The organism is Micromonospora sp. NPDC023869, from assembly GCF_055559695.1.
This window is the reverse complement of sequence record NZ_JBVHKD010000018.1, coordinates 1-26,687: the sequence shown is the minus strand read 5'-3', so window position 1 is coordinate 26,687 and position 26,687 is coordinate 1. Positions and strand designations below refer to the sequence as shown.

The following is a 26,687-nucleotide window of genomic DNA, read 5'->3' as shown; positions in this document are numbered from 1 at the left end:
GGTGCGTACGCCCGACACCCCCGTGCGCTCGGCCGTCGCGGAGAACCGGCACCCGCGTCACCGGCACATGGTAGGTAGCCTTCTCCCGTCAGGACAGCCGCGGGCCCATCGGCCCGCTCCTCGTACCGAGGGGTCGTCAGTGGTCACCCAGGCCGGAACCGGACTCGCGCGCATCGCCGTCGTCGCCCCGCACCGACGGCTGGACCTCGCCCTGCCCGAGCATCTGCCGCTCGTCGGACTGATGCCCGCAGTGCTGCGCCAGGCCGACGAGGAACCGTCGGACGGCACCGGCCACGGCGGGTGGATGCTGCGCCGCAGCGACGGCAGCGTCGTCGACCTGACGCGTACGCTCGCCGCCCAGAGCATCCGCGACGGCGAGACGCTGCACCTGGTGCCGCGCCGCACCGAGTGGCCGGAGCTGGCGTACGACGACCTGATGGAGGCCGTCGCCGACGGCGCCCGGCGGCGGGGTGTCGCCTGGACCCCGTTCGCGACCCGCCTGACCGGCCTGATCGTGGCGGGCGTGCTGCTCCTGCTCGGCCTGGTCGTGATCGTCACCTCCACCGAACCCGGATGGCTCGGTGGCGCGGTCGCGCTCGGCACGGCCGCAGTGCTGCTGGCCGGCGGGATCGTGCTGTCCCGGGCGATGGCCGACTCCCTGGCCGGAGCGGTCGTCGCCGCCGCCGGGCTGCCCTACGCCTTCGTCGGCGGTGTGCTGGTGATCGGCTCCGGTGAGTCGGTCTGGGCGCTTGGTGCGCCGCACGTGCTGCTCGGCTCCGCCGTGCTGCTGCTCTCCGGACTGCTCGGACTGCTCGGCGTCGGTGACGCGACCAGGGTCTTCGTCGCCGCCGTCTTCGTCGGGTTCTGGGGCATGGTCGGCGGGCTGCTCGCCTTCGGCTCGATGGACGCCGCCCAGGGCACCGCCGTCGTGGTCGGCGCGGTGGCCCTCCTGCTGCCGGCGATGCCACTGCTCTCCGTACGGCTCGGCAAGATGCCGATGCCGGCACTGCCGCGTACCGCCGAGGACCTGCTGCGGGACGAGCCGCAGCCGAAGCGGGAGATCGTCTACCAGGCCACCGCACGGGCCGACGAGGTGCTCACCGGCATGATCTTCGGGGCCTTCGTCATCACCGTGAGCTGCCTGGTCGTACTCACCGCCACCGGCACCGTCTCCGCGCTGCTGCTGGCCGGGGTGATCTCGCTCGGCTACCTGCTCCGGGCCCGGCTGGTGTCGACGGTCCGGCACCGGGTGCCGATGCTCGCCGCCGGCCTGGCCGGTCTGGGCCTGCTGCCCCTGGTCGGTGCGGCCGACGCGTCGACCGCCGCCCGGGTGCTGGCGGTGCTGCCGGTGGCCCTGGTTGCGGCCGGGCTCGCTGCCGCCGCCGGGCTCGCCTACAGCCGACGTCCCCCGTCACCCCGGCTGGCCCGCCTCGGCGACGTGTGCGACATCCTGCTCCAACTCGCCATCGTGCCGGTGGCGTGCAGCGTGCTGGGCCTGTACGCCTTCATGCGCGCCATCAACGGCTGACCCTCACTTCGGCCAGTCGAGGTCGCTGGCCTCGGTCATCGGGCCGCCTCGGATGAGTTTGACGATGGCCGAGTCGATGTCGGGGCCGACGAAGAAGTCGTCGGCCCAGTGCAGCATGAAGACGCGTCCCTGTGCGTCCACGACGAGTTCGGAGGGTCCGTCCTCGTTGTTGCCGATCGGATAGACCGGGTTGTCGAACTCCTCGATGAACTCGCGGGCGCCCTCGGTGGTGACACCACCCCGGGTCGGGTGGATGTAGCTGGTGAACCCCCCGCCGAGCCGACCGCTGCGGCCGAACTGAGGAAGCTGGAGGCCGCCGAATTCGACCATCGCCGCGCGGGCGGCGGGGAAGCATTCCAGCCCGGCGACTTCGTCGGCGAAGCGTCGCATCCAGTGGTCCACCGACGCGCTCAGGTCACGGCCCGGGAACCACCCCGCCTGTTCCAGCACGGCCCGTACGTCCGGCGGGAACCGTCCCTCGGCGCTGCGGCGCTGCGCGTACCGTTCGGCGATCACCTGCCATGGCAGCGAGGGCCACTGGGACACCTCGCCGGTCTCCCGGTCCACGACGGCGCGCGGGTAGCCCGTGGACGGCGGCGGTGCGGGTGGCCCGCCGGTCGTGGTCGCCACCGGTTCGACCAGGCACGCCACGTAGCCCAGATCGAACTCGAAGAGGATCACATCGAGTACCGGCTCGTGAACGCTGGCCCACTGGCGTGCGATCGTCAGGGCCTGTTCGTGGTCGATCACTGAGCCACCTCTCGGCTGCCCTGGTCCGTCGCGTCCGGCCAGTCGAGGTCGCTGGCTTCCGTCATCGGGCCGCCTCGGATGAGTTTGACGATGGCGGTGTCGATGTCGGGGCCGACGAAGAAGTCGTCGGCCCAGTGGAGCATGAAGACGCGTCCCTGGGCGTCGATGACGAGTTCGGAGGGGCCGTCCTCGTTGTTGCCGAACGGAAAGACCGGGTTGTCGAACTCCTCCGAGAAGCCGCGCGCCTTGTCGGTCACGATGCCGCCGATCGTGGGAAAGATGAAGCTCATGTAGCCGCCGCCGGGCTCGCCATGACCACCGAACTGCGGTAGTTGAAGGCCGCCGAATTCGATCAGTGCGGCGCGGGCGGCGGGGGAGCATTCCAGTCCGGCGAGTTCGTCGGCGAAGCGCTTCATCCAGTGGTTCACGGCGGAGGTGGCGTCGCGGCCGGGGCGCCAGCCGGCTTTGTCCAGCACATGTCGTACGTCCGGCGGGAAGCGTCCCTCGGCGGCTCGGTGCTGGGTGTACTCCTCGGCGACCAGATCGGGAGGTACCGAACGCCAGCGTGACACCTCGCCTGTCTCGCGGTCGATGACCGCGCTGGGGAAGCCGGTGGACGCCGGAGGGGCGGGTGGTCCGTCGGTGGGTGGTGGCGGCGGGATCACCTCCCAGGCGACGTAGCCGAGGTCGAACTCGTACAGTTCGATGTCGGGTTCGGGGCCGGGTCGGCCGGCGGAGGCCCACTGGCGTGCGATGGCCAGGGCCTGTTCGCGACTGATCATCGAACGACTCCTCGGACTGCAGGCGATGCCGGCTCCGTCGACGTTCAGGTTTGCCAGTCGAGGTCGGCGGCCTCGGTCATCGGGCCGCCTCGGATGAGTTTGACGATGGCGGTGTCGATGTCGGGGCCGACGAAGAAGTCGTCGGCCCAGTGGAGCATGAAGACGCGTCCCTGGGCGTCGATGACGAGTTCGGAGGGGCCGTCCTCGTTGTTGCCGAACGGGAAGACCGGGTTGTTGAACTCCTCCACGAATTCCCGGGCGCCCTCTGTTGCCACGCCACCTAAGGTGGGATGGATAAAGCTGGTGAAACCTCCGCCTAGGTCGTCATCATCACCGAACTGGGGGAGTCGCAGTCCGCCGAATTCGATCAGTGCGGCGCGGGCGGCGGGGGAGCATTCCAGTCCGGTGAGTTCGTCGGCGAAGCGTCGCATCCAGTGGTTGACGGCGGAGGTGGCGTCGCGGCCGGGCCGCCAGCCGGCTTTGTCCAGTACATGTCGTACGTCCGGCGGGAAACGTCCCTCGGCGGCGCGATGCTGTCGGTACTGCTCGGCAACCAACTGAGCAGGCAGCGATGCCCACTGTGACACGTCGCCGGTTTCGCGGTCGATCACCGCACTGGGGTAGCCGGTGGACGCCGGAGGAACGGGTGGTCCGTCCGTGATCGGTCGTGCCGGCATTACTCGCCAGGCGACGTAGCCGAGGTCGAACTCGTACAGTTCGATGTCGGGTTCGGGGCCGGGTCGGCTGGCGGAGGCCCACTGGCGTGCGATGGCCAGGGCCTGTTCGCGACTGATCATCGAACGACTCCTCGGACTGCCGAGTTCGGTTTCGCCGGGCGGGGCCGGGTGCGGGCATCGGCTGCTCCGGTGCCCTGCATATGGTAGGCACCGCGCGGCGCGGCCCACGTGACCGTGCCGGTGTACGCCAGGGGGAGGGGTGCCATGCCGTCGCGGCGGGACCAGGTCCAGTCGTACCAGTTCTTCGTGCAACGGATGACCTCCGCGCTGGTGGCGCGTGAGCCCGATCCGGAGTCCGCGCCGTTTCGTCGGCTCGGCGGCGCCGGCTTCGCCAGCGTGATGGTGGCGGTGCTGTTCCTGGGCGCGGTCGGCGTCTACGGCCTGCTGCGTCCCGGCGGTGCCACGAAGTGGAAGGAAGGCGGCGCGGTCATCCTGGAGAAGGAGACCGGCACCCGCTACCTCTACCGGGAGGGCCGCCTGCACCCGGTGCTCAACTACGCCTCGGCCCTGCTGGCCATGGAGTCCGCAGCACCGACCGTGTCGGTCTCGCGCAACTCGTTGGTCGGTACTCCCCGTGGCCCCCGCCTCGGCATCCCGTTCGCGCCGGACTCGCTGCCGGCCGCCAACCGGATCCTGGACGGACCGTGGACGCTGTGCACGCAGCCCGCCCGTAACCCGGCCGGCGGGATCGTCGCCACCACCGTGCTCACGGTCGGCCGGGCACCCGAGGGCGGGCGCGAGCCCGGCGACGCGGCGCTGCTGGTACGCGACCGTAAGACCGAGCGACTGCACCTGGTCTGGCGCGACCACCGGTACGAGATCCGCAACGAGAAGATCGTGCTTGAGGGACTCACCATGAGTGCCGAACCGGTGGTGGAGGTCGGTGGCGCCTGGCTGAACGCGCTGCCCGCCGGAGAACCGATCGCGCCTCGTCGGGTCTCCGACCGGGGTACGACCTCGACCGCGCTGGCGAACGCCCGGGTCGGTCAGGTCTTCGTGGTGGAGAGCCAGAACGGCACGCGCCAGCACTACCAGGCCGAGCGGAACCGGCTCGTACCGCTGACTCCGGTGCAGGCGGACGTGGTGCTGGCCGACCCGGAGACCCGCGCGGCGTACCCGGATTCCTCGGAGCCCCGGGCGCTGGAACTCGCCGCCGGCACCGCCGCCGCCGCGCCGAAGGGCGAGGCACCGGCCCAGGGCCGGCACCGTGCCCCGGAGCAGCGGCCCGAGATCGCCCGACTGACCGGTGACCAGCCCGCCGTCTGTGCCGCGTACCAGCCGGACCAGGACGAGCCGACGTTGCTGCTCGATGCCCAGGTGCAACCGGTACGCGAGCCGGTGCGGACCGGTGAGCAGACCGGCGACGGCATCCCGCTGGCCGACCGGGTGGTGATCGCACCCGGCTTCGGCGTCCTGGTCGACGCCGTGCCCTCGCCGGATCAGCGGACCGGCACTCTCAACCTGGTCACCGACATCGGCTACCGCTACCCGCTGGCATCCCAGGGGGTGGCGGCGATGCTCGGCTACTCCGGTGTGCAGCCGGTGCGCCTGCCGGCCAGCCTGGTGGTCCGGCTGCCCGCCGGTCCCGCCCTCGACCCGGCGATAGCCAAGCGAGCACTCGACCCGGAATGACCCGACCAGCCACAATGGATATGGCGGGCCGGGTTCCTGGTCTAGCGTCGACTGGACACGACCCGTTACCGTTCGTACGACGATGGTGCGTGAGCGCCGACTGACACGCCGCCCCCGGTGACGCGGGGCGATCGAACGAGGACGGGGGTGACTTCCGCCATGTCGATGAATACCGACACCGGCTTGATGCTGAAGACCGAGGGTGACGTCGATGCCGTCGCCGACCGGCTCACCGGCAACCTCAACTCGCTGATGGACCAGCTCGCTCCGCTGTACGACCAGTGGAAGGGTGCTGGCGCGGGTTCCTTCCACCAGGTTCGTGAGCGGTTCGACCAGGACATGGCCCGGCTCAACGTCGCGCTGCGCGCGATCGCCGAGGCGGTGGGATCGGCCGGTAAGGACTACGACGTCAGCGACGAGGAGATCCGGTCGGACATGGAGGGCGCGGGCGCGACCGCCGGCCAGATCACCGCGGCGCTGAAGCTCTGACGGGGAGATAAGTCATGACGGAGATTCGGTACAACTTCGCCGGCCTGAACGCGGCGGCGGACAGCTGTGGTGGTGCGGTCCGGAACATGACCGGCGAGCTGGACGGGCTCAAGTCCGGCATCGCCCCGCTGCTCGCCACCTGGGACGGCGACGCCCGCGAGGCGTACTTCCAGCGGCAGGGCGAGTGGGAGTCGGCCGCCAACGACCTGCGTGACCTGCTCACCCGCATCGAGCGCGCGCTGCGCGAGTCGGCGGGCAAGATGCAGGCCCGCGAGGCGGCCAACCGCCAGAAGTTCGGCGGCTGACCCCGCCCCCGAGAGACACCTCGACGGCCCGGCCCTGTGCCGGGCCGTCGGCGTCTCACCCTCTCTTGAGAGCCGCGCTGCTCAGCCGCGTGGCGTCGACGTCGGCACCCGGAAGAACGCCTCCTCGGGCTCGTCGATCTCGGGCATCGGGGCGGGTGGCGCGGACGGCCGGGTGGGCTGCCACCGGGTGCGTCGCCCGCGCGGCAGCAACGCCGCCAGCACCGCCACGCCGACCGCGAGCACGGCCAGCGGCAGGCCGATCCAGAGCGCCCACCGGCCGAAGACCGCCCACCGTTCCGCACGGGCCGCCGATGCGGCGTCATAGGGCACGTCGGGCAGCGGAGGCTGGGCCACCGGTGGCGCGCTGGTCAGCCGCTCGGTGACCGCGCGGTACGGATTGACGACTCCACTGCCGTACCCGGCTTCGGCGTCGCCACGGGCCGGGTCGGCGGTGGCCAGGATCCGGCGGGTGACCTCCTTGGCCGACAGGTTCGGCTCCGCCGCGCGGATCAGCGCGGCGGTGGCGCTCACCATCGGGGCGGCGAAGCTGGTGCCGTCCCAGACGCTGTGGCCGAACACGCGGGTGGCGGCCACCACCGCCCCTCCCGGAGCGACGACGTCCACGTACGGCCCGATCTGGGACTGCCTGATCCGGGCCCCGTTCTGGTCGACGGCGCCCACGCCGATCACCCCGTCGAAGTCCGCCGGGTACGGCACCGGGTCGGGACGGGCACCGTCCTGGTGCTGGTTGCCCGCGGCGGCCACCAGTACGACGTCCCGGTCCACGGCGTACTTGACGGCCTGCTCGACGTCCTTGTCCCAGTAGTAGAGCGTCACCGACATGTTCACGACCTTGGCGCCATCGTCGACCGCCCGCCGGATCGCCCGGGCGAAGACCTCGCCGGTGACGGTTTCGCCACCGGTCCCCGGCTGCTCGTTGGCGTTGCGCTCGCTGACCCGGATCGGCACGATCGTGGCGTCTGGGGCGAGGCCGTAGAACCCGACCCCCTCCATCCGACCGGCCGCGATGATGCTGGCCACTGCGGTGCCGTGGGAGACGCAGTCCACATCGCCCCCCGGTGCGCCGCGCAACGCGTCGAATCCGCTGGCCACCCGACCGGCCATCTGCGGGTGGGTGCTGTCCGTGCCGGAGTCGATCACGGCGACCTTCACCCGTGCGCCGGTGCTGAACGGCCAGACCCGCTGCGGTGCCAACCACCGCTGGTGCCACGGGGTCTCGATGTTCATCTCTCCCGGATCGCTGGGATTCCGGCAAATCGTCGGATCGGCCCGGGCCGGGGTCGGAGCGGGTGCGGTCACCATCGTGGCCAGGATGGCTCCCACGAGGGCAAACGCCGCCATCGGACGGTCACGGAACATTGCCTGCCCACCTCCCCGTCGACCGGTGCGGGTGCATCCTAACGACGCTCGGCCGCAGACCGACCACCCCGATGTCGCGCCCATTCAGTATGGTCGAGTCGCCACGCCCAAGGCGCGGGCGAGACGTGGACGTTCGCGGGAAGGAACGTGCGCGGGAAGGGCTGGACGTGCGCGGGGAGGGACACGCCATGGACGTACAGGCGCTGCGCGCGCGTGCCGACGAACTGATGGCTCAGTTCGAGCGGATGCGTTCCGGTGTGGGTGATCTCCAGCAGAAGATCAAGGCGGTGAAGGCCACGGTCACCTCCGACGACGGCCTGGTCACCGTGACCGCCGGGCCCCGTGGGCAGGTGACGAAGGTCGAGTTCGACCCGCGCATCTATCGCCGGCCAGATTCCAAGGAGCTGTCCGCCACCGTCACCGAGACGATCCGCCGGGCGAGCGAGAAGGCCATGGCCGAGGTCGAGCAGCTCCTCCAGCCGTACGTGCCGGACAGCCAGTTCCAGGCCTACATCGACCACGATCTCGACGGAATCTTCCGACAGTTGGACAGTGACCTGCCCGGGGAGGAGAAGCGGTGAGCGAACTGCGCGAGACCTTCGTCAAGCCCGACGCGGCTCTGGACGGTGCCAACCAACTGGGCTCCGCCGGTGCCCTGCTGGCCATGCGCTTCCGGAGTGCGGCCACGACGATCGAGACGCTCAACGGCGGTCGGCCGTGGGGCGACGACGAACCGGGCAACGAGTTCAACAAGAACTACCTCGGCGGTGACAACCAGCCGGCGCAGAAGGTCCTCGAGATGGGCCACGGACTGGTGCCGGTGGTGGAGCTGCTGGGTCCGACCGTCAAGGGTGCGGTCGAGGGCACCGTCGACGTCGACGACATGACCCGGACGCTGTTCGGCGGCGAAGAGAAGTAGCCGGCGGCCGTACACCGGTCGACATCGGACGGAAGGGCACGCGGGGTGGCGGTACCCAATCCCAGGAACTCGCTGGGCGAGTACGCGTGGGTCTGGGACGCCATCTGCTGGGTGAGCGCGGGCGAGGCGTGGCCCAGCGGCGACGAAGACAAGATGCGGGAGCTCGCCGACGCCTGGCAGGTGATGGCGGACGCGATCACCGAGGCGTTGGGCGAGGCCGACCCGGCGGTCATGAAGATCTTGCAGGCCTGGGGTGGCGGTGCCGGCGAGGCGTTCGGCGGGCTGTGGAACCAGATCGCCGTCGACCCGAACACCGGCCTGCCGTTGATGCAGGAGGTCGCCGCAGCGTATGCCGCCGGCTGCGACCAGGCCGCCCTGGAGATCGAGTACGCCAAGCTGACCGTACTCATCGCGGTCTTCATCACCGTCATCGCGGTCTTCGTCGCGCTGCTGATGGCCTGGCTGGGTGGTGTGTCGGCCGGCGCGATTCCGGGCATCCTGGCGGCCGGACGGCAGGCCGTGACGGTCGCCTTCCGCCGGTTGATCGCCCAGATGGGCCGGCAACTGCTCACCCGCGCCGGCATGCAGACAGCCCTGCGCGCCGCCGGCACCCGGCTCGGGCAGATCGTCAGCAGTCAGGGATTCCGTCAGGGGATGACCCGGCTCGGCCTGGAACTTGTCGAGGAGATCGGCGAAGAGCTGATCATCGACGTGGGCGCCCAGGCGTACCAGATGCACACCGGCGAGCGGCGGCAGTGGGACGGCAACCGCACGCTGACCGCCGGGGTGGGCGGCGCGTTCGGCGGTGTGCTCGGCACCGGTATGAGCTTCGCCGGCCGGCGGCTGGCACCCCGGATGCCCTTCTCGTTCAGCCCCTCCGGTCTCACCTTCCCGGGCAGTGGGGTGGTCCGCTGGGGCAGCAGGAGTCTCGCCTCCGGCATGCAGAACGCGGTCGTGTCCCCTGCGGCCAGCGTGCTCGCCAACGGCACGGTCAACGGGCAGTGGGCGATGCCGGGCGCGGAAGCGTTCCTCGGCGGGTTCACCAGCGGCGCCGGCCGCACCGGGTTGACCATGATCGGCAGCAGCATGGGCAACGTGGGTGCGAACGTCACCAACTGGGGCCTCGGCCGGACGGGTGCGGAATTCAACCCGGGCGCCGGTCTCCCGGCGGGCGGGATCGACCCGGCGCTGAACGTCGGCGGCGCCAACGGTCTCGGCAACGTCGGCGGCGTCAACGGCGGCGCGGGCACCGGCTCGGCCGGAGCCGGCTCCACCGGTAGCGGTGCCACAGGTGGCACCAACGGCGGTGCCGCCACCAACGCGACGTCGGGAAGCAGCACCGGCGCGACGAACACCGACACCAGTGGTACGGCGTCCGGCGCGACCGGCAGCACCAGTGCCGATTCCGGCGCGACGGTCACCGGTGGCACCGACGGTGCGCTGAACGTCCCCGGCGACGGGAACATCGACACCACTCCCGTAGACACCGTGCCGGACAGTGGCTCAGGCTCGATCAGCCTCGCGCCGCCTACCGCCGACACGGCGGTCACCTCGCCGGCCGACACCTCGGCGGTCCCGTCGGCCGACGCGGCTACGACGGGTGCTCCGACCACGACGGACAGCGTGACCGGAACTCCGGCCGGTGTCGTCGCCGAGGGCCCGGCCACGGCGCCTGCCGGCGACACCGCCGCTACGAGCCCACCCGCCAGCGACACCACTACACAGCGTGTCCCGGACGGGCAGGTCGCCCCGACCCCCGATTCGGTCGGTGCCGACCGACTCGGCAGCGGCTCCACCGATCAGGCCAGCGGTGGACCGGTGACGGCTCCGGGGCCCGAAGCGGGTACCACCACACCCGGAGACAGCGCGGCCGGACCCGCCCGCAGCGTGACCGAGACACCCACCACGGACGGCTTCGCCGACACCAGGTCTGTCGATGTTCGCGCCGATCCCACTGTCGCGGACACGCCACCAGCCGTGCTTCCCGGCAACTCGGTCACCGCGCCGCCGGCCGCTCAGACGCCGGGCAACGTCGCTGCGACGGTCCCGCCCGCCACGAACTCGGCTCCCCCGGCCGGATCTACGGTGTCCACCGGTCCCCAGGTGGTGGCGGGCCCCAACGCCGCACCGCCGGCCAACACCGCACCGCCGACCACCGCCGGCCCGCCGACGACCGGCACGAACAATGCGGCCACCACCACTGCGCCCAGCACCACCAACCCCACCGCGCAGCCGGCGGCGAACCGTACGCCTCCGGTCGGGCCGACCGTCAATCCGGCGGCGGCGAACTCGGCGGGATCGGTATCGCTGTCCCCGTCCACCGGCCCGACCTCCACCAGCCCCAACCAGCCTGGCACCGGTCCCCAGCAGAGCGCCCCCCACCAGCAGGCCACCCCGGCCCAGGGCGTGCCGGCCCAGCAGGACACCACGAGCCGCCCGGACAATCGACCCGCTCCGGGCCGGGCGGACGCGGGTGTGCCGACCGCACCCACGGTGCCGGCCCAGACGGCCGGCAGCGATCCGGCAGCCACCACCGTCGACACCAGCGGGCCGACCGCTCCCGACACCGCCGGCGATCCTGCGCTGGGGCGGACCGACCAGGTCTCGCAGACCGACGGGCCGGTCGTCGTTCCTGTTCCGGGCAGTACGGGCAGCACCGTCAACAGCGGGCCGGTCGGGCCGGGGGCGGACACCGGGCAGGTGAACCCGGAGACTCTCCGACGCTCGGAGTCACCGACCGGCCGGGGTACGCACAGCTGGCAGCTCGATCCGACATCGGTGGATGGTGACCCTGCAGGTCCAGATGCTCAACGCAGCCTCGTAGAGGCTTCGCGGACGCTGGCCGAGACCGTCCGAAGGGCGATCAAAAGCGCGGTTGTTTCCAAGAGCAAACAGCCGGGCATGGCTGGAGCGCTACTCATGCCCGGTGGTGTCATTACGACCCACACCAGCATGACTGCAGACAGGAGCACCAGTCCTCCAACGCAGCCTGCAGTGCACCCCCTTGCCCAGGCTGCGCTTGATCGTATTGCAGCGCAACTCGGTAAAGGAAAGGGAGGAGGCCACGGGAAATGTGCCGAGGTAGCTCTGGTTTCCGATCAGCTTTACCAAATCGAGCAGCAGTGGCACGACGCGGGAAAACCCGGCGCCTTTGAGCAATACGCGCTGACAGCACTGAACGGCGCCAAGATCGTCACTCACCAGGTTAAGTCCGCATGGGTAGACGGTGTTCCCTATGAACTCGGGCACTATCGGCCGCCTTGCCGGTCCTGCGCACACTTTCTGCCGCAGTTCAATGTAGAGCCATTAACAGACTCAGAACGGAGCGTCGATACATACCAACCACCGGTGCCCGGATTGGTGGGTAACGCACGACCGCTGAGCGAGACTCGACCGTATGGGCGACCGGAGGGTCTGGTAGCGCCGCAGCAGGCCGACCAGGATGCTCTAGCCGATGCCGTGCCCCGAGAACCGGTAACCGGACGCCCGACGCCCTACCCAGATCCCCGTCTTGGAGTTTGGGCTGGACTACTGAACGACGGTGGTCCCACCGTTCCAGGTCGGAGTACGAATTGCGCGGACGTCGGCCTTTCTGTCCTTTCAACCTGGTACGGCCGTCCAGAAGTGGCAGCGCTGACGGAACCTTCGGCAGAGGCAGAGCTTGGCAGTACTGCTCGTCAGGAACAGGCATTGCAGGCACGCTTCTCCCATCAGGGAAGCGGCAATACGGCTCTGGAGGCCGTTGCGGCGCGGCTTCTTGAGGCGGGACCCGGCTCGGCGGCCCTGGTCGCGGCCAACCTTGCGGATTCCGACGAGCGTGGGCACACATGGAACGCCGTCAACCACGAGGGAACGATCATCTGGCTCGATGGCCAAAACGCGACCTTGTCTGACGGTGAGCCTCTGTACGCCGACAGGGTGGGCGACGTCTGGGTCATCGTCCTCGACGCCGAGGGCGACCCGGTTCTGCCGGCCCAGACCGACGGCACCACGAGCGCGGTCCTGCCGCCGGCTTCGACCGCGTCGGACGACGGTCCGAGGATCGAGCAGAGCATCGATCCTGCGTCGGTGGTCGACCCGAGGTTCACCGATCCGAACGCCGCGATCTGGCCTGACATGCAGGGCTGGCCGATGCCGGACACCCGGCAGTACGGGCCGGAGCAGTTGGCGCCGCTGGAGGATCCGCGCTATCAGGACGACGTCGCGGACAGCCTGTGGACCCCCGAGGGGTACGCGGTCTTCGCCGACCCGTCCACGCACCCGTACGGGCGTTTGATCAACGATGGTGGGCCGGACCAGCCAGGGCGGAGCAATAACTGCGTCGACTCCACGCTCGCCGCGCTGGCCAGCTTCTACGGTGACCCGCAGGTGTCCCACCCGCGCTGGCCGGATCGGCTCGACGACGGTTCCATCGAGGCCGAGTTGGGCGAGCTGGCCGGCGTCGACCGGATCGCGAACTGGATCGGTGGCGACTGGGTCGGTGACGGTGCCAACGACGCGATGCCGGGTACGCCCGCCGAGCGGGCCGAGGCGATGGCCGACCGGTACGCGGAGCTGTACCAGAGCGTCCGCGACGCGGGGCCGGGCGCGGCGGCGGTGGTCGTGGTGGACTGGGTGCAGTTCGACGGGAACGCGGCTCCGCTGCTCGACGCCGACGGTCACACCCAGGCGGCGGCCCAGCACGCTTTCCTGCTGGTGTACCCGGACGGCGCGGACGGGCCGGTGTGGTGGGACCCGCTGTACGCCAGCACCGCCACCGACCCGCACCCCGGCGACTATGTTGGACTGACGCACAACCTGTGGTCGATGGAGGTGCACCCCGGTTATGCCGATGAGCAGGGAGGAAGCCCAGCAGCTGATGACTCGGCTGCTCGGGACGGACAACCCGGTGGCGGTCTTCCCGTTCGAGTTCGGCTGGGCAGCCCAGGAGACGCTCTCCCCGCAGCAGCGGGCCCAGGGACGACAGATGGGCCAGGGGGTCTTCATCATCGACCGGACGGGAGTGGTGACCGCGCATCCCAGCCTGCCGCCACCGTTGGTCATGAAGCGGTACACGACGGCCCGCCGGGAGGGCCGGATCACCGGCCGCCAGGTCTGGCCGACGGAGGAACCGACGGCCTGACCGACGTCGGTCCCGCGCCGTCGCTGCCGGAGAGCCGGCGGTACGGGCCGGGCGCGTTGGCACCACTTGAGGATCCGCGCTTCCAGGACGATCTGGCCGCGAGCCTGGCCACACCGGAGGGGTACGCGGTCTTCGCCGACCCGTCCACGCACCCGTACGGTCAGTTGGTCAACGACGGCGGGCCGGAGCAGCCGGGCCGGGCCAACAACTGTCTCGACGCGTCGTTGGCGGCCCTGGCCAGCTTCCACGGCGACCCGCAGGTGTCGGTGCCCCGCTGGGCGGACCGCGCCGACGACGGCGCCATCGACCTGGTCTCCGGTGAGCGGGGCGGCCTCCAGCGCGCCGAGGCGTGGATCGGCGGGGAGTGGATCGGCGGGCCGGACATCCTGCCCACCGACCTGTCGGCCCGGACCGAGGCGGTCGCCGACCAGTACGCCGACCTCTACCAGCAGGTGGTGGAGGCCGGGCCCGGCGCATCGGCGCTGGTGGTGGCCGACTGGGTGTACGTCGACTCCGCCGGGCAGCCCGTCCTGGACGCCAGCGGTCAGTTGGACATCGACGGTGCCCACGCGTTCGTGATCGTCTTCCCGATCGGCGCCGACGCGCCGGTGTGGTGGGATCCGCAGAGCGGGACGACGTCGACGGACATGCCAGCCGCGGACATCCGGGAAACCCATGCCCTCTGGGCGATGATGATGCCTGACGGAGAGGGGCGAGTTGACCGAGGACGAGGCGCTGACACTGATCAGCCGTCTGCTGGCGACCCGGAATCCGATCGTGCTCCGGGAGTTCGAGTTCGGCTGGCTGGCCCGGGAGAGACTCTCGGAGCAGGAACGGGCCTCGGGGACGCACGTGGGCCAGGGGAGCTACATCATCGACCGCTCGGGAGTGATCACCGTTCACCCCAGCCTGCCGCCCCGGCGGGTCATGCAGGAGTACGCCCAGGCGCGACGCGAGGGACGGACCAGGGGCCGGCAGGTGTGGCCCGAGGCGGAACCGACAGCCTGACCGGACCAGCCGACCGGACCGAGGTCGGCGACGCCCGGGCGAACGGTGACCGCGCCGGCACGGTGATCACCGCCAGCGCGCTGCCCGGTACCGACTTCCACGGTCAGGGCCGGGCGGACCCGGACCCGAACGCGGTGCTGGACCGGGCACGTACGGTCGCCGGCCAGGTGGCGACCCACGCCGGGGTCGCCGAGGTGTCGATCCGCCCGGACGGTACGTACCAGGTCACCCGGGCCGACGGCAGCACGTTCACGCTCCGCCTGACCAGTGGGCCGGTGGCGGACGGCGCGGTGGCGACCGGCCGGTTCGGCAGCGACGGCGTCGCCGTGGTGACGCTCTCGGACCAGGCCGCTGACCGGGTGGTCGAGCGGGCGCTGGCGCACGAGGTGGCCGAGCTGTCGGCCCTCGGGCGACCGATGGACCCGGGGGCACCGACGGTCGCCCCGCTCTCGCCCGCCGACCTCGCCGAGCTGCGGACCGCCGCGCACCAGGTCGCCGTCGCCGACCGCTGGTCGTTGGGCGCGGCCCGACGCGAACTGGCCGCGGTGGTCGACCGCCTGGGCCTGCGGGACGGCATGCTCGGCGCGGAGCAGCGCCTCGCCGGAGTGCCGGATGCGACGCGCACCGCCCTGACCGAGGTGTACCCGGACTGGTACACCGACCGCAGGGGCAAAGCGCTGGACCGTCTGCCCGCCGCGCCGACCAGCGACCCCCGTCCGACCGGTCTGCCCCGGCTGCGTACGTATGTGATCACCCACTTCGCCACCAACTCGCTGCTCGCCGCGTTGGCGGTGAAGCTGACCGTGGACGCAGGTCGACCGGAGCTGGCACTGATGCTCGGCGTCGGAGGGGCGATCGGCGCGGTCGCCACCGGCCCGGCGAAATGGCTGGCGAAGCGGGTCGGTCTGGCCGCCGAGGACCGTCGGGCCCGGCACGACGCACGTCAGGACGCCCGCTCCGCCGCCGACTCCGATCTCACCACGGGCCGCGAGGTCGCCGGCCGGGCCGACGACGTGGGTGCCTCCTCCCGGGCGGCCGATTCGGCGACTGTCAGCCTGGAGAGCCACGTCGAGGCGCTCGGACAGCGGCTCGACGCCGGGGAGCGCCGCCGTCGACTGATCGGCCGGCCGCGACGTTTCGCCCCGCCGGATCCCGGCCCGTCGGCGGGCACCGCCCCCGCACCGACCACCAACCTGCCCGGCGATCCGGCCGCGACGACGGCCTCCCCCGACCCGGTCGGCCTCACCCCGCACGAACAGGGGCGGCTCGCCGAGTTGCGGGCCCTCGCCGCGCAACGCGACGCCGCATCGACGTTCGCCCGTCCCCGGGTGACCCGCGAGATCCGGGGCCTGCTCGACGCACTCGGTCTGCGGCAGGACACGCCCGGCGTCGCGCAGCGCCGGGAACTGTTGCCGGAAGACCTTCGGTCGATGGCGGACCGCTTCGGCGGTACGCGTACGGCGATGGTGCGGCACCGGCTGGCGGCGGTCGCGGACGGGCGACCGGCCGAAGGGGACCGGCCCGGCAAGGTGGCGCCCTGGTGGATGGGCACCGTGGAGAACACGCCGAGCGTGCTCGCCGCCGGCAGCATCGCCGTCGTCGGTGACCTGATCGGTCAGCTCCGGCTCGGTTGGTTCGCGATCACCGCCGGTCTGACCGCGATGGCCAGCGGGGCCGTGGTCGACCCGATCATGGCTCGTCGTGAGGCGGCGGCCAAGGACGCCCGCGACACCTGGGACACGGACCACCCGGCGATGCCGGCGGACGCCCAGCTCACCCAGCTCACCGAGGCCGTGGCCGGTCCGGTGGACCTGGTGACCGAACGGGTCGCGGACGTCTCCCGCCGCGCCGCCGACCTGGAACAGCGGGTGGCCGACCTCGACCGGCGGCTGGCCGAGTCGCACCGCCGCAACGGGGCCGCCGACTCGTTCCGGCGACTGCTCTTCGGCGATCCGGCCTGGGCGGGGCTCACCGCCCCCGACGCCACGTCGTCGGCCCGACCCGGCGATCCGGCGGGTGCTGTCACGACCACCGCTGATCCGTCGACCGGTACCCGCGATCCCGGCGACGCGGCGGCGCTCACGCAGCTCGCCGAGTTGGCGGCCCAGCACGACGCGGCCAGCGGTCCGGCCCGGATCCGACACGCCCGTCACCTGCGGGCGTTGCTGGACCAGCTCGGCCTGCGCGACGGCACTCCCGGGGCGGAGCAGCGACGCGAGCACCTGCCGGCCGAGCTGCGGCCGGTCGCGGAGCGCCACGGCCGTCGACTGCTGGCCGACCGGATGGCACGGATCTTCGTCGGCCGACCGGCCGACGCCACGGACAGCGACGCCCGGCCGAGCAATGTGCCGAACGCCGGTGTGTACGCGGTGGAACAGAGCCCCGGGCCGCTGGTACAGGCCGCCACCACCGTCGGTCTGGCGGGTGTCGTCCAGGTCGCGGCCGGGGCGGGACCGCTGAACATGGCCGCCGGTGGCGTCCTCGGCCCGGTCCGCGACCTGGCGCTGAAGCGGATGGAGACCAGCGTCAAGGACGCCCGCCGCAAGTGGGACCTGGACCATCCGAACCCGGCGGCGGACTCGTCGGCACGGGTGGACCGGCTCGCCGCACCGACCGAGGTCGTCGTCGCCGACGCGGCCCGCCGGCTCCGGGTAGCGGTGGCGAACCTCGACCGGGTCACCGCGGCGGTCGACCGACTGGCGGCGCATCGCTCGGAGACCGGACCGCCGGCACCGACCCCGCCGACCTCTCAGGACGGCGACACCACCACGACCGAGGGCCGGGATGTCCTCAGTCGAGCGGACTCGTGGGAACTGCAGGTCGCCCAGAGCCACGTACGCAACGCCGACCCGATGTCCCTCAAGCCCGCCCTGCGCGAGCTGTACGCGGTCATCGACCGACTCGGTCTGCGCGAGGGCATGTTCGGCCGGGCGGAGCGGCTGGCCCAGTTGCCACCCGAGGCGCGCCAGGTGGTCGTCGACTACGGCGGCGACCGGGCCAGCCGGTCGGTCCGGCTCCGGACGCTGCGCGCCGAACAGAGAGGCGTCGACCGTCCGCCGGGCGTGCCGAGCCTGAAGGCGTACCTGCGTGCCAGCATCGCCACGACCGGTCTGGCCGCCGCAGGGGGTACCGCGATCGCGATCGCCCTGTCGAGTCCGCTCGCCCCGATCATCCCGGTCGCCGCGCTCGCCGCCGTCCCGGTGATCGGCGCCGCCAAGTGGTACGCGAAACGTGCCGGCCTCGCCGCCGACGACGTACGGACCCGGTTCGACGCCCGTAGTGACGCCCGGTCGGCGGCCGACCGGGTGGACCAGGTCGTCGACCAGTTGCAGGAACCGGTCCGGGAGCTCGAACAGGCGACCGCCGACCTGGAGGCCCGGCTCGACGCGGCCGAGTCGGCGGCCGACCGGCTCACCGAGCGCCTGGCCGGGGCACAGCAGCGCAACGGCGTGCTCGGGCGTCTCTTCGGTGCCTTCCAGCGCTCAGCCGACCCGGCCGCCGACCCGACCTCGCCGGACCCTGCCGCCCCTGACCCGACCGCTCCGGGTCGGACCTCGCCGGACCCGACCTCGCCGGACCCGACCGCCGGTCGGCCGGACGGGGGGACCGACCCGGACTCGGGCCGGATCACCGCAGCTCCCGTACCGAACTCCGGGTTCCACGGACTGGGCCGTCCGACCGCCGACCCGGCGGCCGTACTCGATCTGGCGCGGGCCGCCCTGCCGCAGATCGCGCCGTACGCCCAGGTGGACGCCGTGGTGCAGGTCGGTCCGGACCTGTTCGAGATCCGCGCGGCCGGGCAGTACCCGCTGACGGTGCGCCTCACCACCGGCACGTTGACCGACGGCGTGGTGGCCCAGTCGACCCGCGAGCCCGACGGGACCTTCACCGTCACCGTGTCCGACCGGGCCGTCGACCAGGTCGTGGCGCGGGCACTCGCGCACGAGGTGGCCGAGCTGGTGGCCCTGCACGAGTCCGGGCAGGCACTCGTCGGGCCGTTGGACCCGGGCAACGTGGACGGCCGGATCGACCCGGCCGGGCTCAGCGCCCACGACCTCGGCCGGATGGCCGAGATCCGCCTGCTCGCCGCCGCGTACGCCGACGCCGACCCGGCCGGGCGGCTCGCACTGCGTACCGAGATCGACGCCCTCGCCGACCACCTCGGCCTCCGGGTGGGCGATCCGGACGTCCGGGACCGGTGGGCGCTGCTCCCCGGCGACGTGCTGGCCCACCTGGTGCAGCTCAGCCTGCCCGCCCTCACTCCGGACGCGGTGTCGGCGGTGCTGGCGGGCGCACCTACCCTGACCGAGGTCGAGCGGGTTCGCATGTTCGACTACCGGGCCCGGCTGGCACCGGACTTCCAGGTGCCGCAGCAGGCGGATCTGACGGCGCGGCTGCGGGAACTCGCCGTCGAGGTCGAGTGGGCACAGACCGGGCTGCCCCGAATGCCGTCCTTCGCGGGACAGATCGTCGGCCTGCGCCCCGGACAGATCGAACGGATCCGGGCGGTCGATCCCGACCTCGCCGACCGAGTCGCCCGTGACGGCGTCTACGTCGACGTAGCGGGCCGTTACGACCTGCGCCCGTACATGGTGAACGGCGTTCCGGAGATCGACCTCGGCGCGGCCCGGCCGGCGTTCGACCTGACCACCGAGTCCGGCCGGCGGGCCCAACTGCACGAGGACCGGCAACGTGCCCATGCCGCCCTACGGGCGCTGCACGGCGACCAGGCCGCCGTCCTGCTCGCCGACCACGAGTTCCAGTACCACGGCACGGCCCGCTGGATGGGGCTGGTGCCCGACGTCCTGACCGAGGCGCTGCGCGCCATCACCCCCGTGCCACGGGACAGCGTCGTCGCCGCCGAGACCGTCCCGACCCAGGAGCCGTCGGGGGACGTCTCGGTCACCGCGGACCGGGTGACGCTCCCCTCCGACACAACCGGCGGCGGACCGGTCTACGGCTCGCCGCGCGATGCTCGCACCGGCCAACCGGCGCCACTGTTCGACGGTCCGCCGAAGCGGGCGGACGTGCAGCAGGGTGGGCTGGGTGACTGCGGCATGATCGCCGTGATCGGCGCGGTCGCCGGTCACCTGCCGGACACCGTCGCGCAGATGTTCCAGCCGAACCCGGACGGCTCGGTGGACGTGCTGCTGCACGAGACCGACGGGTCGGGCAGCACGAACACCCCCACCGGACGCAGGCTACGGGTCACCGTGTTCCCGGATGTGCCCGTGCACGCCGCCGCGGGAGGACGCAGCGCCTACGCCGACCAGTCGACGGTCGGCACGTCCTGGGCCTCCCTGCTGGAGAAGGCGATCGCAGCCGTCGATCGCACCTGGACCCCGCAACGCCACGACCAGTGGCAGCGCGGGTGGAGCGCCCAACCCGACGTGGACGCCGCCCAGGCCGCCCCACTCGGCTACGCCCGGCTGGACAACGGCAGCACCGCTTACATGCAGGCGGAACTGCTCAGCCAGCTCACCGGCCTGCCGACCAGGGTGAACGAATTCGACCCGACACCCGGACGGGAGGCCGACGCCCAGGCCCGACTGGCCGAGCTGCTCGCCGCCGGCAGCCCGGTGATCACCGGTACGCGTCCCGCCGAGAGTTACGAGTCGTACGAGCACGGCAAACCGCCCCACGGGCTGTACGCCGGGCACGCGTACGAGGTCGTGTCGGTGACCGACGGCAAGGTGCGGCTGCGCAACCCGTGGAACGACAGCCACCCCGCGCCGATGCCGATCCGCGATTTCCTCGACCTGACGAGCCCCACGTACGCGCACGTCGAACTGGCCCGCAGCACGGTCACGGCGCTGCCGGACTCCGGATTCCACGGTCACGGTCGCCCCGGGGCCGATCCCACGGCGGTCCTGGACCGGGCCCGACTGGTGCTGCCCACCCTCGCCGACACGATCGGCGCGACCCAGGTCGTCGCCGTCGGCCCCGACGTCTTCGAGGTGCGGGCCGACGGCCTGGATCCCCTGCGGGTCCGGGTCACCACCGGCGAACTGGCCACCGGCACGGTGGCGCAGACCATCCGCAGCCTGGACGGCACCTTCACCCTGACCGTCTCCGACCGGGCCGCCGCCAGCGCGGTCGACCGTGCGCTGGCGCACGAGACCGCCGAACTGTTGGCCCGGCACGAGACCGGTGACGCCCAGGTCGGCCTCTTCGACCTGGACGCCGTCGACGGACCGATCGACCCGGCCGGTCTCACCGCCGCCGACCGGGGGCGGTTGGCCGAGCTGCGCGTGATGGCCGCCTGGTACGTGCAGGGAGAACCGGCGACCCGGGTGGCACTGCGCGCCGAGATCGACGCGCTGGTCGACCACCTGGGCCTGCGCTGGGGTACGCCGGACGTACAGGAACGCCTGGCGGTCGTGCCCGGTGACGTCTGGCACCACGTGCTGATGCTCAGCCTGCCGGCGATGACACCGGAGACGGTGACCGACGTCCTGGCGTACCAACCTGACCCGACGCTCGTCGAGCGGTACCGTGCGATCGACTACCGCGATCATCTGGCCCCGGACTTCCGGCCGCCGCCGGAGGCTGCCGAACTGACCGCGAAGCTGCGCGAGCTGGCTGTGCACGGGGAACAGCGCCAGTCCTCGATGCCCCGGATGCCAGCCCTGGCCGGGCAGCTCATCCATCTGCCGCCGAACCTGTTGGACCAGATCCGCCAGGTCGATCCACGGTTGGCCGACCGGGTGGCCGCCGAAGGCGTCTACGTCGACCTGACCGGCCGCTTCGACCTGCGCCCGTACACCCTCGACGGCGTACCGGCGTTCACACTCGGCTCGTCGGCCCCCGCGTACGACCTGCGCACCCCGGCAGGCCGCCAGGCCCTCCTGGCCGAGGACCGGGTCCGCGTCGACGCCGCCTTCCGGGCCGCCTACGACACGAATTCCGCCACGATGGCCGCACTCGCCACCCACGCGTTCCACTACCAGACCGACGCGCGGCGGATGGCGCTGGTGCCGAACGCGCTGACCGAGGCGCTGCGGTTGATGATGCCGCCGGAGACCGAGGTCGACATCGAGGTCACCTCCGTCGACACCGGCAACGAGGTAGTGGTGGCAGCCGATCGGCTCACCCTGCCCGACCCTGCTCCCCGACGCCCCGTCGAGTACGGGCGACCGATGGATGCCAGGACTGGGCGACCAGCACCGGTCTTCGACGGTCCACCACGCCGTGACCAGGTACGACAGGGCATGCTCGGTGACTGCGGAATGCTCGCCAGCATCGCTGCCGTCGCCGGTCACCGGCCGGACGTGCTGGCGCAACTCTTCCGTACGAATGCTGACGGCACCGTCGACGTGCTGCTGCACGAGAGCACCATGCTCGGTGAGACGATGGCGCCCACAGGTCGTCGACTGCGCATCACAGTGACCCCTGACGTACCTCTACAATCCGTGGCGGCCGGATCGACGGCCTACGCCGACCAGTCGTTCAATGGGGCGGCCTGGGCCTCCCTGCTCGAGAAGGCTCTGGCGGCCGTCGACCGGACCTGGAGTGCGGAGCAGCGCCAACTCTGGCAGTCGAGATGGCTGGCCTGGCACAGCCCGAACGATCCGCACCAGGCGGCGCCGACCGGCTACGCGCGACTGGACGTCGGAAGCACCGCAGACATGCAGGCGCAACTGTTGACCCAGATCACGGGTGCTCCTAGTCGTGCGTCGACGTTCGACGCCCGGCCAGGACAGGAGGCTGCGGTCGCGGCGAGACTCGGCGAACTTCTGGCCTCCGGCAGCCCTGTCATCATCTGCACGTTGCCCAAGCGGGACTACCCCGAGGAGATCCGAGATGATCTCCCGTTCGGCCTGGTACCCGGCCACGCGTACGAAGTGGTTGCGGTCGCCGATGGTCGCGTGTCGCTACGAAATCCGTGGAACTTCGATCATCCGGCGGCGATGCCGATCCGGGACTTCCTGGAACTGATGAGTGCCTCCTACGCTCACCTGGACATCGCGCCCGCAGTCGCGGCCGGGCCAGCCGAAGCAGCCTCCGGCCCGCTCGTCACCGATGCCGCCCCGGCGCGGCTCGACACGCCTGGTGCCGCGCCGAAGGTGCCTGCTCAGAGAGAGTCGGAACGCTCGCACCGTCATTCGCTCGGTCGGACCTTCCTGGAAGAGCACCCGACGACGGTCGGCTACTTCGCCCTGCTCGGCGCCGACGGTACGGTGAATGGTCTGCTCGTGGTCGTCTTCTCCGAGCATGGGCAGCGCACGGCCCACTGGAGCGCCGACGGTGGGCAACCAGGCGTCGGTGGATCGATGCCCGTGAGTCGGGAGGCCGCCGAACAGCTCGCGCAGGACGTGCTCGGGTTCAGGCTCCCTGAGGAGTCCGTGCTGCACGACATGGTGAACGGCTGACGATGCCGACGACAGGACAGGGAGAACGGCCGTTGCGCTCCTTCACGGAGATCACCTCCATTCCGAACAACGTCCCGGTCGACATCGGGCACGCCCGCCTCGCGGTGCGATGGGTCGACGTGGGGCCGCCGGTGCGCGCCGAAATGATCGTCATTCCGCACTGGGCCGAGGAGTCCACGCATCACGAGGTGAGGCTGGGTGAGACGTTCCCGGTGGGCGACGAGACCTGGCGGTTCGCCGACCTCGACATGGCCAGCGAGGACCAGTGGGAGGTCACGGTTCGTCGGGTGGACGCCAACGAGGTGATGGATCCACCCACCGGACGACTGTGGAAGCCCGCTCGGCTGCGGACCTACGGCCAACTCGACGAGACACAGCTCCAGTCGGTCGAGTCCGCCCTAGGGCTCCGTCTGCCCGCGGATTACCGCGAATGGTTGCGCCGCAACAACGGCGCGCAGCCCGAGGTACCGCACCACGTACCCGGCGTGCCGTTCGCCCTGACGCCGGAACGCCCGCTGTTCGGAGTGCACCCCGACTATCCGTTCTTCGATCTGGTGTATGCCCAGCGCCGACACCGCGACCTGTGGCTGTCGCCGGCCTGGCTGGTGATCGCGAACGCCTCCGGCGGACTGCTGGTCGTCTCGACGCAGTCGGGCGACTCGATCGTGTACTTCGTTCACGAACTGGACCTGGTCGGCCCGCCCGGTCCACCTGCTTCCGCCGCCCGGGAGAGGAAGCTACGCGGAGTGGCCAGGTCCATGGGCTATCTGCTGGGCCGACTCACCCCCGTGGAGGTCGACCACCTCCCGCCGGCGCAGATGCTGCCACCCGGCACCTTCACCGACCCCCGCAACCACCAGGACGGGCAGCCATGAGTACGCCGACCCCAGAGGCCCTGCTGCTTCCGCTCGGGCAGTTCTTCGGCACCTTCCACCCCAAGGTCGGCGCCTCGGAGCGCTACCAGCGCGTCCGGCTCGGCCCGGACGTCTGGGACCTGGACGATCAACGCTTCGCGCTGTGGGCGCTGGCGCACAGCACCGCCGACCGCGAGGAGGAGCAACCCTGGTCGCTCGCCTCGGTGCGGCAGGCGGCGGCCGTACACCTTCCCGGTGTGGACGTCGGACCGCTTCTCGACAGCCTGCTCACCGAGGGTCTGCTCGCCGAGGTGACGCCGGACACCTCGGCGGCGGTCGACTTCGCCCAGCGGCACCGGCTGGGGTCACGGATGGTGGGGTTGGGCAACAGCGCCGACGAGCCCTGGCTGTGGTCGATCGGCTTTTTCGAGCGGCCGATCGTGAAGGTCACCCGCACCGTGTACAACCTCTGGGAGAGCGGGCGCTCCGGGGAGAGCCTCTGGGACGTGTGCGAGTCGCTGGCCGCCGACGAGCGCGAGAGCGGAGGCACCGACACGGAGTTGACCGAGCCGGAGTTGCTGCTCACCGCGCTCTTCCGTGCCCTGCACCCGTTGCTGCTGGCCAGCGTGGTCTACCTGGAGCCGCAGCCGTGACCGAGACGAGGACGCCGCCGATGACCCAGCCGTTGATCCTGCCGGTCGGCCGCTACACCGGCGAGTTCCATCCGGAGGCGGGCGCCCCGGTCGCCTACTACTCGTTGGGCATCGGTCGCCTCGTGGTGACGATGGAGGACCCGCAGGCTTTCGCCGTCTGGGCTGCCGCCCATCCTCCGACCGACGCGACGGCTCGGGCGTGGACCAGGAGCGCCCTGGTGGAGTCCGCCACCGCCGTCGGGGTCACCGATCCGGAGCGGATCGTCGAGGGGTTCCTGGAGGACGGTCTGCTGATCGAGGTGAGCCCGGACGATCCCGATCTGGAGGGGTTCGCCCGGGCGCATCGGGTGTTGCCGCTGATGGTGTCACTCGGCAACAGTCCGGACGACCCACTGAACTACGGCATCGGCCTGTTCGGCATGGAGCCGGTGATCCGGGTGCCGACGCTCGTGCACGACGTCTGGCAGTGGAGCAGCGTCGGCGACAGCCTGTGGGAGGTGTGCGAGGTGTTCGCTGAGGCCGGCGCACGGGTCGATTTCGTCGACGAGCGGGAGCACGATCCCCGTCACGTGTTGCGGGAGTTCCTCGGGGCACTGCCCATGCTGCTGGCCACCAACGCCGCCTGCCTGGACGAGGCCCGCGGCCTCTGACCGCGGCACCGCCGTCGGGGGCCGGCAGGGCCGCCTCAGCCGAGCTGCGTCAGCATCCCGGCGTACGTGTCGCGCACCGCCCGCAGCCGGTCCCGGCGGAACCGACCGGGCTCACGCCGGTGCAGCTGACGCCCCCGGTCACTGTCGAAGGTCTCCGGGGGCACCGTGTCACCGCCCGCCGGGATGAACTTGCCGACCTCGTCGAGCGCGGCGACGGCCCGGGTCAACGCGACGCGAGCCCGCTGCCCGGCGTCGCCGTCCGCAAGCGTTGCCGGCACCTGTCCGGCGTACGCGTCGGCGACGAGCAGCCATTCGCCCGGGTCGAGCAGCTCGGACGGCTCGTCGCCACCGTAACGGAACCCGGTGCCCGCCGCGCCGAGTCCCGGCGGCAGCCGGAAGACGAACTCCCGTTCCCGGCCGCACCCCGCGCAGGCGCCGGTGTAGCGACTCGCCAGCTCGCCGTCGGCCAACGCGACGACCGCGCTCTGACGAGGGAAGCGGACGTTCCCGCACGAGCAGGGGCGCAGGTCCATGTAGAGATGCGCCTCCGCGTTGGTGCGGCTCAGCGGCGGGGTCATCGACCCACCGTACCGATCGGCCGATCCGGGCACTGTCCCCGTCGTCCGCTGGCATACTCGCCGACCATGGTGGTGTCGCGTGGCTGGGCCGTGTTCCTCGCAGGTGTGGGCGTGTGGACCTGGGTGATCTGGCCGAGGTTCGCGGTGGCCATCTGGAACGACGAGCGGTCCTGGTCGAGTGGCACGGTCGGTGACTGGCCGGCGACCGGCTTCCTCTGGGTGCACGCGCTGCTGATCGGGGCGTCACTGGCGATCGGTACGGCAGTGGGTCTGTTCGGCGTACGCGCCTGGCGGATGTCCCGACGCGTCCCGCGCTGAGCTGGGCAAACGGGTCGCCAACGAGTCGGCCCGCCTCGGGGCGAGCTGCGGCCCGATTCCCCTGTGCCGCTGCGTGTGGGCCTGGTCGGACGGACCACTTCGGACCGGGGAAGCGTTCGCGGGCGCCGGAGTGTGACGGGGACCGCTTCCCCCGGATTTGACGATCAAACCTGTGGACGCGTAACTTTCTCTCTGCCGCTGCGGAACGGGCAAACGGGGCGAAAGCCACGAGGTCCGGACCAGGCGGTGCCGAGTTCAGTGCGGAGTGATCCTCAATGGACGCGGCCCGGGCGGGGCCCGACGAAGACGCCGAGGGGCGGATTTGGCGGAGCGGAAACGACCGGGTAATGTTCACGACCGGCAGGGAACCGGGCGAGCTAGCGGGAGACCGCAGCGGCCGGCCTGCCAAATCCGACGATCGAGCGAAGCGGTCACCGCTGTGCCTGATCACGGATGCCGAACCGCCAGAAGCGTGACGTACCGGGACACACCGGTTGACACGGGCCAGACGGTAAGGTAACGTAGTAAAAGTGCTCGCCGCGAGGTGGGTGCGGGTTGTTCCCCGGAGGGGTGCCTGTTGGTCGGGTGTTCTGATGGTGTGTGGTTGTTC

General features: G+C 71.4%; 16 protein-coding genes. 11 read left to right on the top strand and 5 right to left on the bottom strand.

Features of this window, described 5'->3' with window-relative positions; all coding sequences use genetic code 11:
- Positions 1 to 139 precede the first annotated feature (139 nt).
- Positions 140 to 1,528 (top strand): type VII secretion integral membrane protein EccD, encoded by a 1,389-nt coding sequence (gene eccD / locus ACZ31C_RS30705; protein WP_465798260.1) that lies wholly within the window; start codon positions 140 to 142, stop codon positions 1,526 to 1,528.
- Positions 1,529 to 1,531: 3 nt separating this feature from the next.
- On the opposite strand, the gene ACZ31C_RS30700 is transcribed toward eccD, so the two are convergent.
- From ACZ31C_RS30700 to ACZ31C_RS30690, 3 genes are read right to left on the bottom strand one after another with little or no spacing between them, the layout of a single operon-like run.
- Positions 1,532 to 2,278, bottom strand: a complete 747-nt coding sequence (locus ACZ31C_RS30700; protein ID WP_465798259.1) for an SUKH-3 domain-containing protein — start codon at positions 2,276 to 2,278, stop codon at positions 1,532 to 1,534.
- Positions 2,275 to 3,060, bottom strand: coding sequence for an SUKH-3 domain-containing protein (locus tag ACZ31C_RS30695; protein ID WP_465798258.1), 786 nt, complete (start codon positions 3,058 to 3,060; stop codon positions 2,275 to 2,277). Before ACZ31C_RS30695 ends, ACZ31C_RS30700 begins: the two co-directional genes overlap by 4 nt.
- Positions 3,061 to 3,104: 44 nt before the next feature.
- Positions 3,105 to 3,857 (bottom strand): SUKH-3 domain-containing protein, encoded by a 753-nt coding sequence (locus ACZ31C_RS30690; RefSeq protein WP_465798257.1) that lies wholly within the window; start codon positions 3,855 to 3,857, stop codon positions 3,105 to 3,107.
- Positions 3,858 to 4,001: 144 nt separating this feature from the next.
- Here ACZ31C_RS30690 and eccB point away from each other — a divergent pair, with 144 nt between their 5' ends.
- The 3 genes from eccB (at position 4,002) to ACZ31C_RS30675 (ending at position 6,223) form a co-directional block, all read left to right on the top strand.
- Complete coding sequence (eccB, locus tag ACZ31C_RS30685; RefSeq protein ID WP_465798256.1) at positions 4,002 to 5,429, top strand: type VII secretion protein EccB; 1,428 nt, start codon at positions 4,002 to 4,004, stop codon at positions 5,427 to 5,429.
- Positions 5,430 to 5,588: 159 nt separating this feature from the next.
- On the top strand, positions 5,589 to 5,918 hold the full coding sequence (locus tag ACZ31C_RS30680; RefSeq protein ID WP_131057127.1) for a WXG100 family type VII secretion target: 330 nt from the start codon (positions 5,589 to 5,591) through the stop codon (positions 5,916 to 5,918).
- Between the two features lie 14 nt (positions 5,919 to 5,932).
- On the top strand, positions 5,933 to 6,223 hold the full coding sequence (locus ACZ31C_RS30675) for a WXG100 family type VII secretion target (protein ID WP_396749110.1): 291 nt from the start codon (positions 5,933 to 5,935) through the stop codon (positions 6,221 to 6,223).
- 81 nt (positions 6,224 to 6,304) lie between these two features.
- Here ACZ31C_RS30675 and mycP read toward each other — a convergent pair whose 3' ends face one another.
- The gene (gene mycP, locus ACZ31C_RS30670) at positions 6,305 to 7,603 is read right to left on the bottom strand and encodes a type VII secretion-associated serine protease mycosin (protein WP_465798255.1); all 1,299 of its coding nucleotides are present in this window, start codon (positions 7,601 to 7,603) and stop codon (positions 6,305 to 6,307) included.
- Positions 7,604 to 7,791: 188 nt separating this feature from the next.
- Here mycP and ACZ31C_RS30665 point away from each other — a divergent pair, with 188 nt between their 5' ends.
- Genes ACZ31C_RS30665 through ACZ31C_RS30640 form a run of 6 tightly spaced genes read left to right on the top strand, consistent with a single transcriptional unit; the run spans position 7,792 to position 25,181 of the window.
- Positions 7,792 to 8,184 (top strand): YbaB/EbfC family nucleoid-associated protein, encoded by a 393-nt coding sequence (locus tag ACZ31C_RS30665; RefSeq protein WP_350699159.1) that lies wholly within the window; start codon positions 7,792 to 7,794, stop codon positions 8,182 to 8,184.
- Complete coding sequence (locus ACZ31C_RS30660; RefSeq protein WP_396749116.1) at positions 8,181 to 8,522, top strand: hypothetical protein; 342 nt, start codon at positions 8,181 to 8,183, stop codon at positions 8,520 to 8,522. The genes ACZ31C_RS30665 and ACZ31C_RS30660 overlap by 4 nt, the downstream gene beginning before the upstream one ends.
- 45 nt (positions 8,523 to 8,567) lie before the next feature.
- The gene (locus tag ACZ31C_RS30655; protein WP_465798254.1) at positions 8,568 to 23,024 is read left to right on the top strand and encodes a toxin glutamine deamidase domain-containing protein; all 14,457 of its coding nucleotides are present in this window, start codon (positions 8,568 to 8,570) and stop codon (positions 23,022 to 23,024) included.
- Positions 23,025 to 23,056: 32 nt separating this feature from the next.
- Positions 23,057 to 23,899, top strand: coding sequence for a DUF6406 domain-containing protein (locus ACZ31C_RS30650; RefSeq protein ID WP_465798253.1), 843 nt, complete (start codon positions 23,057 to 23,059; stop codon positions 23,897 to 23,899).
- Positions 23,896 to 24,531: a hypothetical protein gene (locus tag ACZ31C_RS30645; protein WP_465798252.1), complete on the top strand. Its 636-nt coding sequence runs from the start codon at positions 23,896 to 23,898 to the stop codon at positions 24,529 to 24,531. Before ACZ31C_RS30650 ends, ACZ31C_RS30645 begins: the two co-directional genes overlap by 4 nt.
- A 20-nt stretch (positions 24,532 to 24,551) precedes the next feature.
- A complete protein-coding gene (locus tag ACZ31C_RS30640; protein WP_465798251.1) occupies positions 24,552 to 25,181 on the top strand; it encodes a hypothetical protein in 630 nt (209 codons plus the stop codon).
- Between the two features lie 35 nt (positions 25,182 to 25,216).
- On the opposite strand, the gene ACZ31C_RS30635 is transcribed toward ACZ31C_RS30640, so the two are convergent.
- Complete coding sequence (locus ACZ31C_RS30635) at positions 25,217 to 25,759, bottom strand: hypothetical protein (protein WP_465798250.1); 543 nt, start codon at positions 25,757 to 25,759, stop codon at positions 25,217 to 25,219.
- 66 nt (positions 25,760 to 25,825) lie between these two features.
- Here ACZ31C_RS30635 and ACZ31C_RS30630 point away from each other — a divergent pair, with 66 nt between their 5' ends.
- Positions 25,826 to 26,077, top strand: coding sequence for an SCO4848 family membrane protein (locus tag ACZ31C_RS30630; RefSeq protein WP_465798249.1), 252 nt, complete (start codon positions 25,826 to 25,828; stop codon positions 26,075 to 26,077).
- Positions 26,078 to 26,687: the final 610 nt, after the last annotated feature.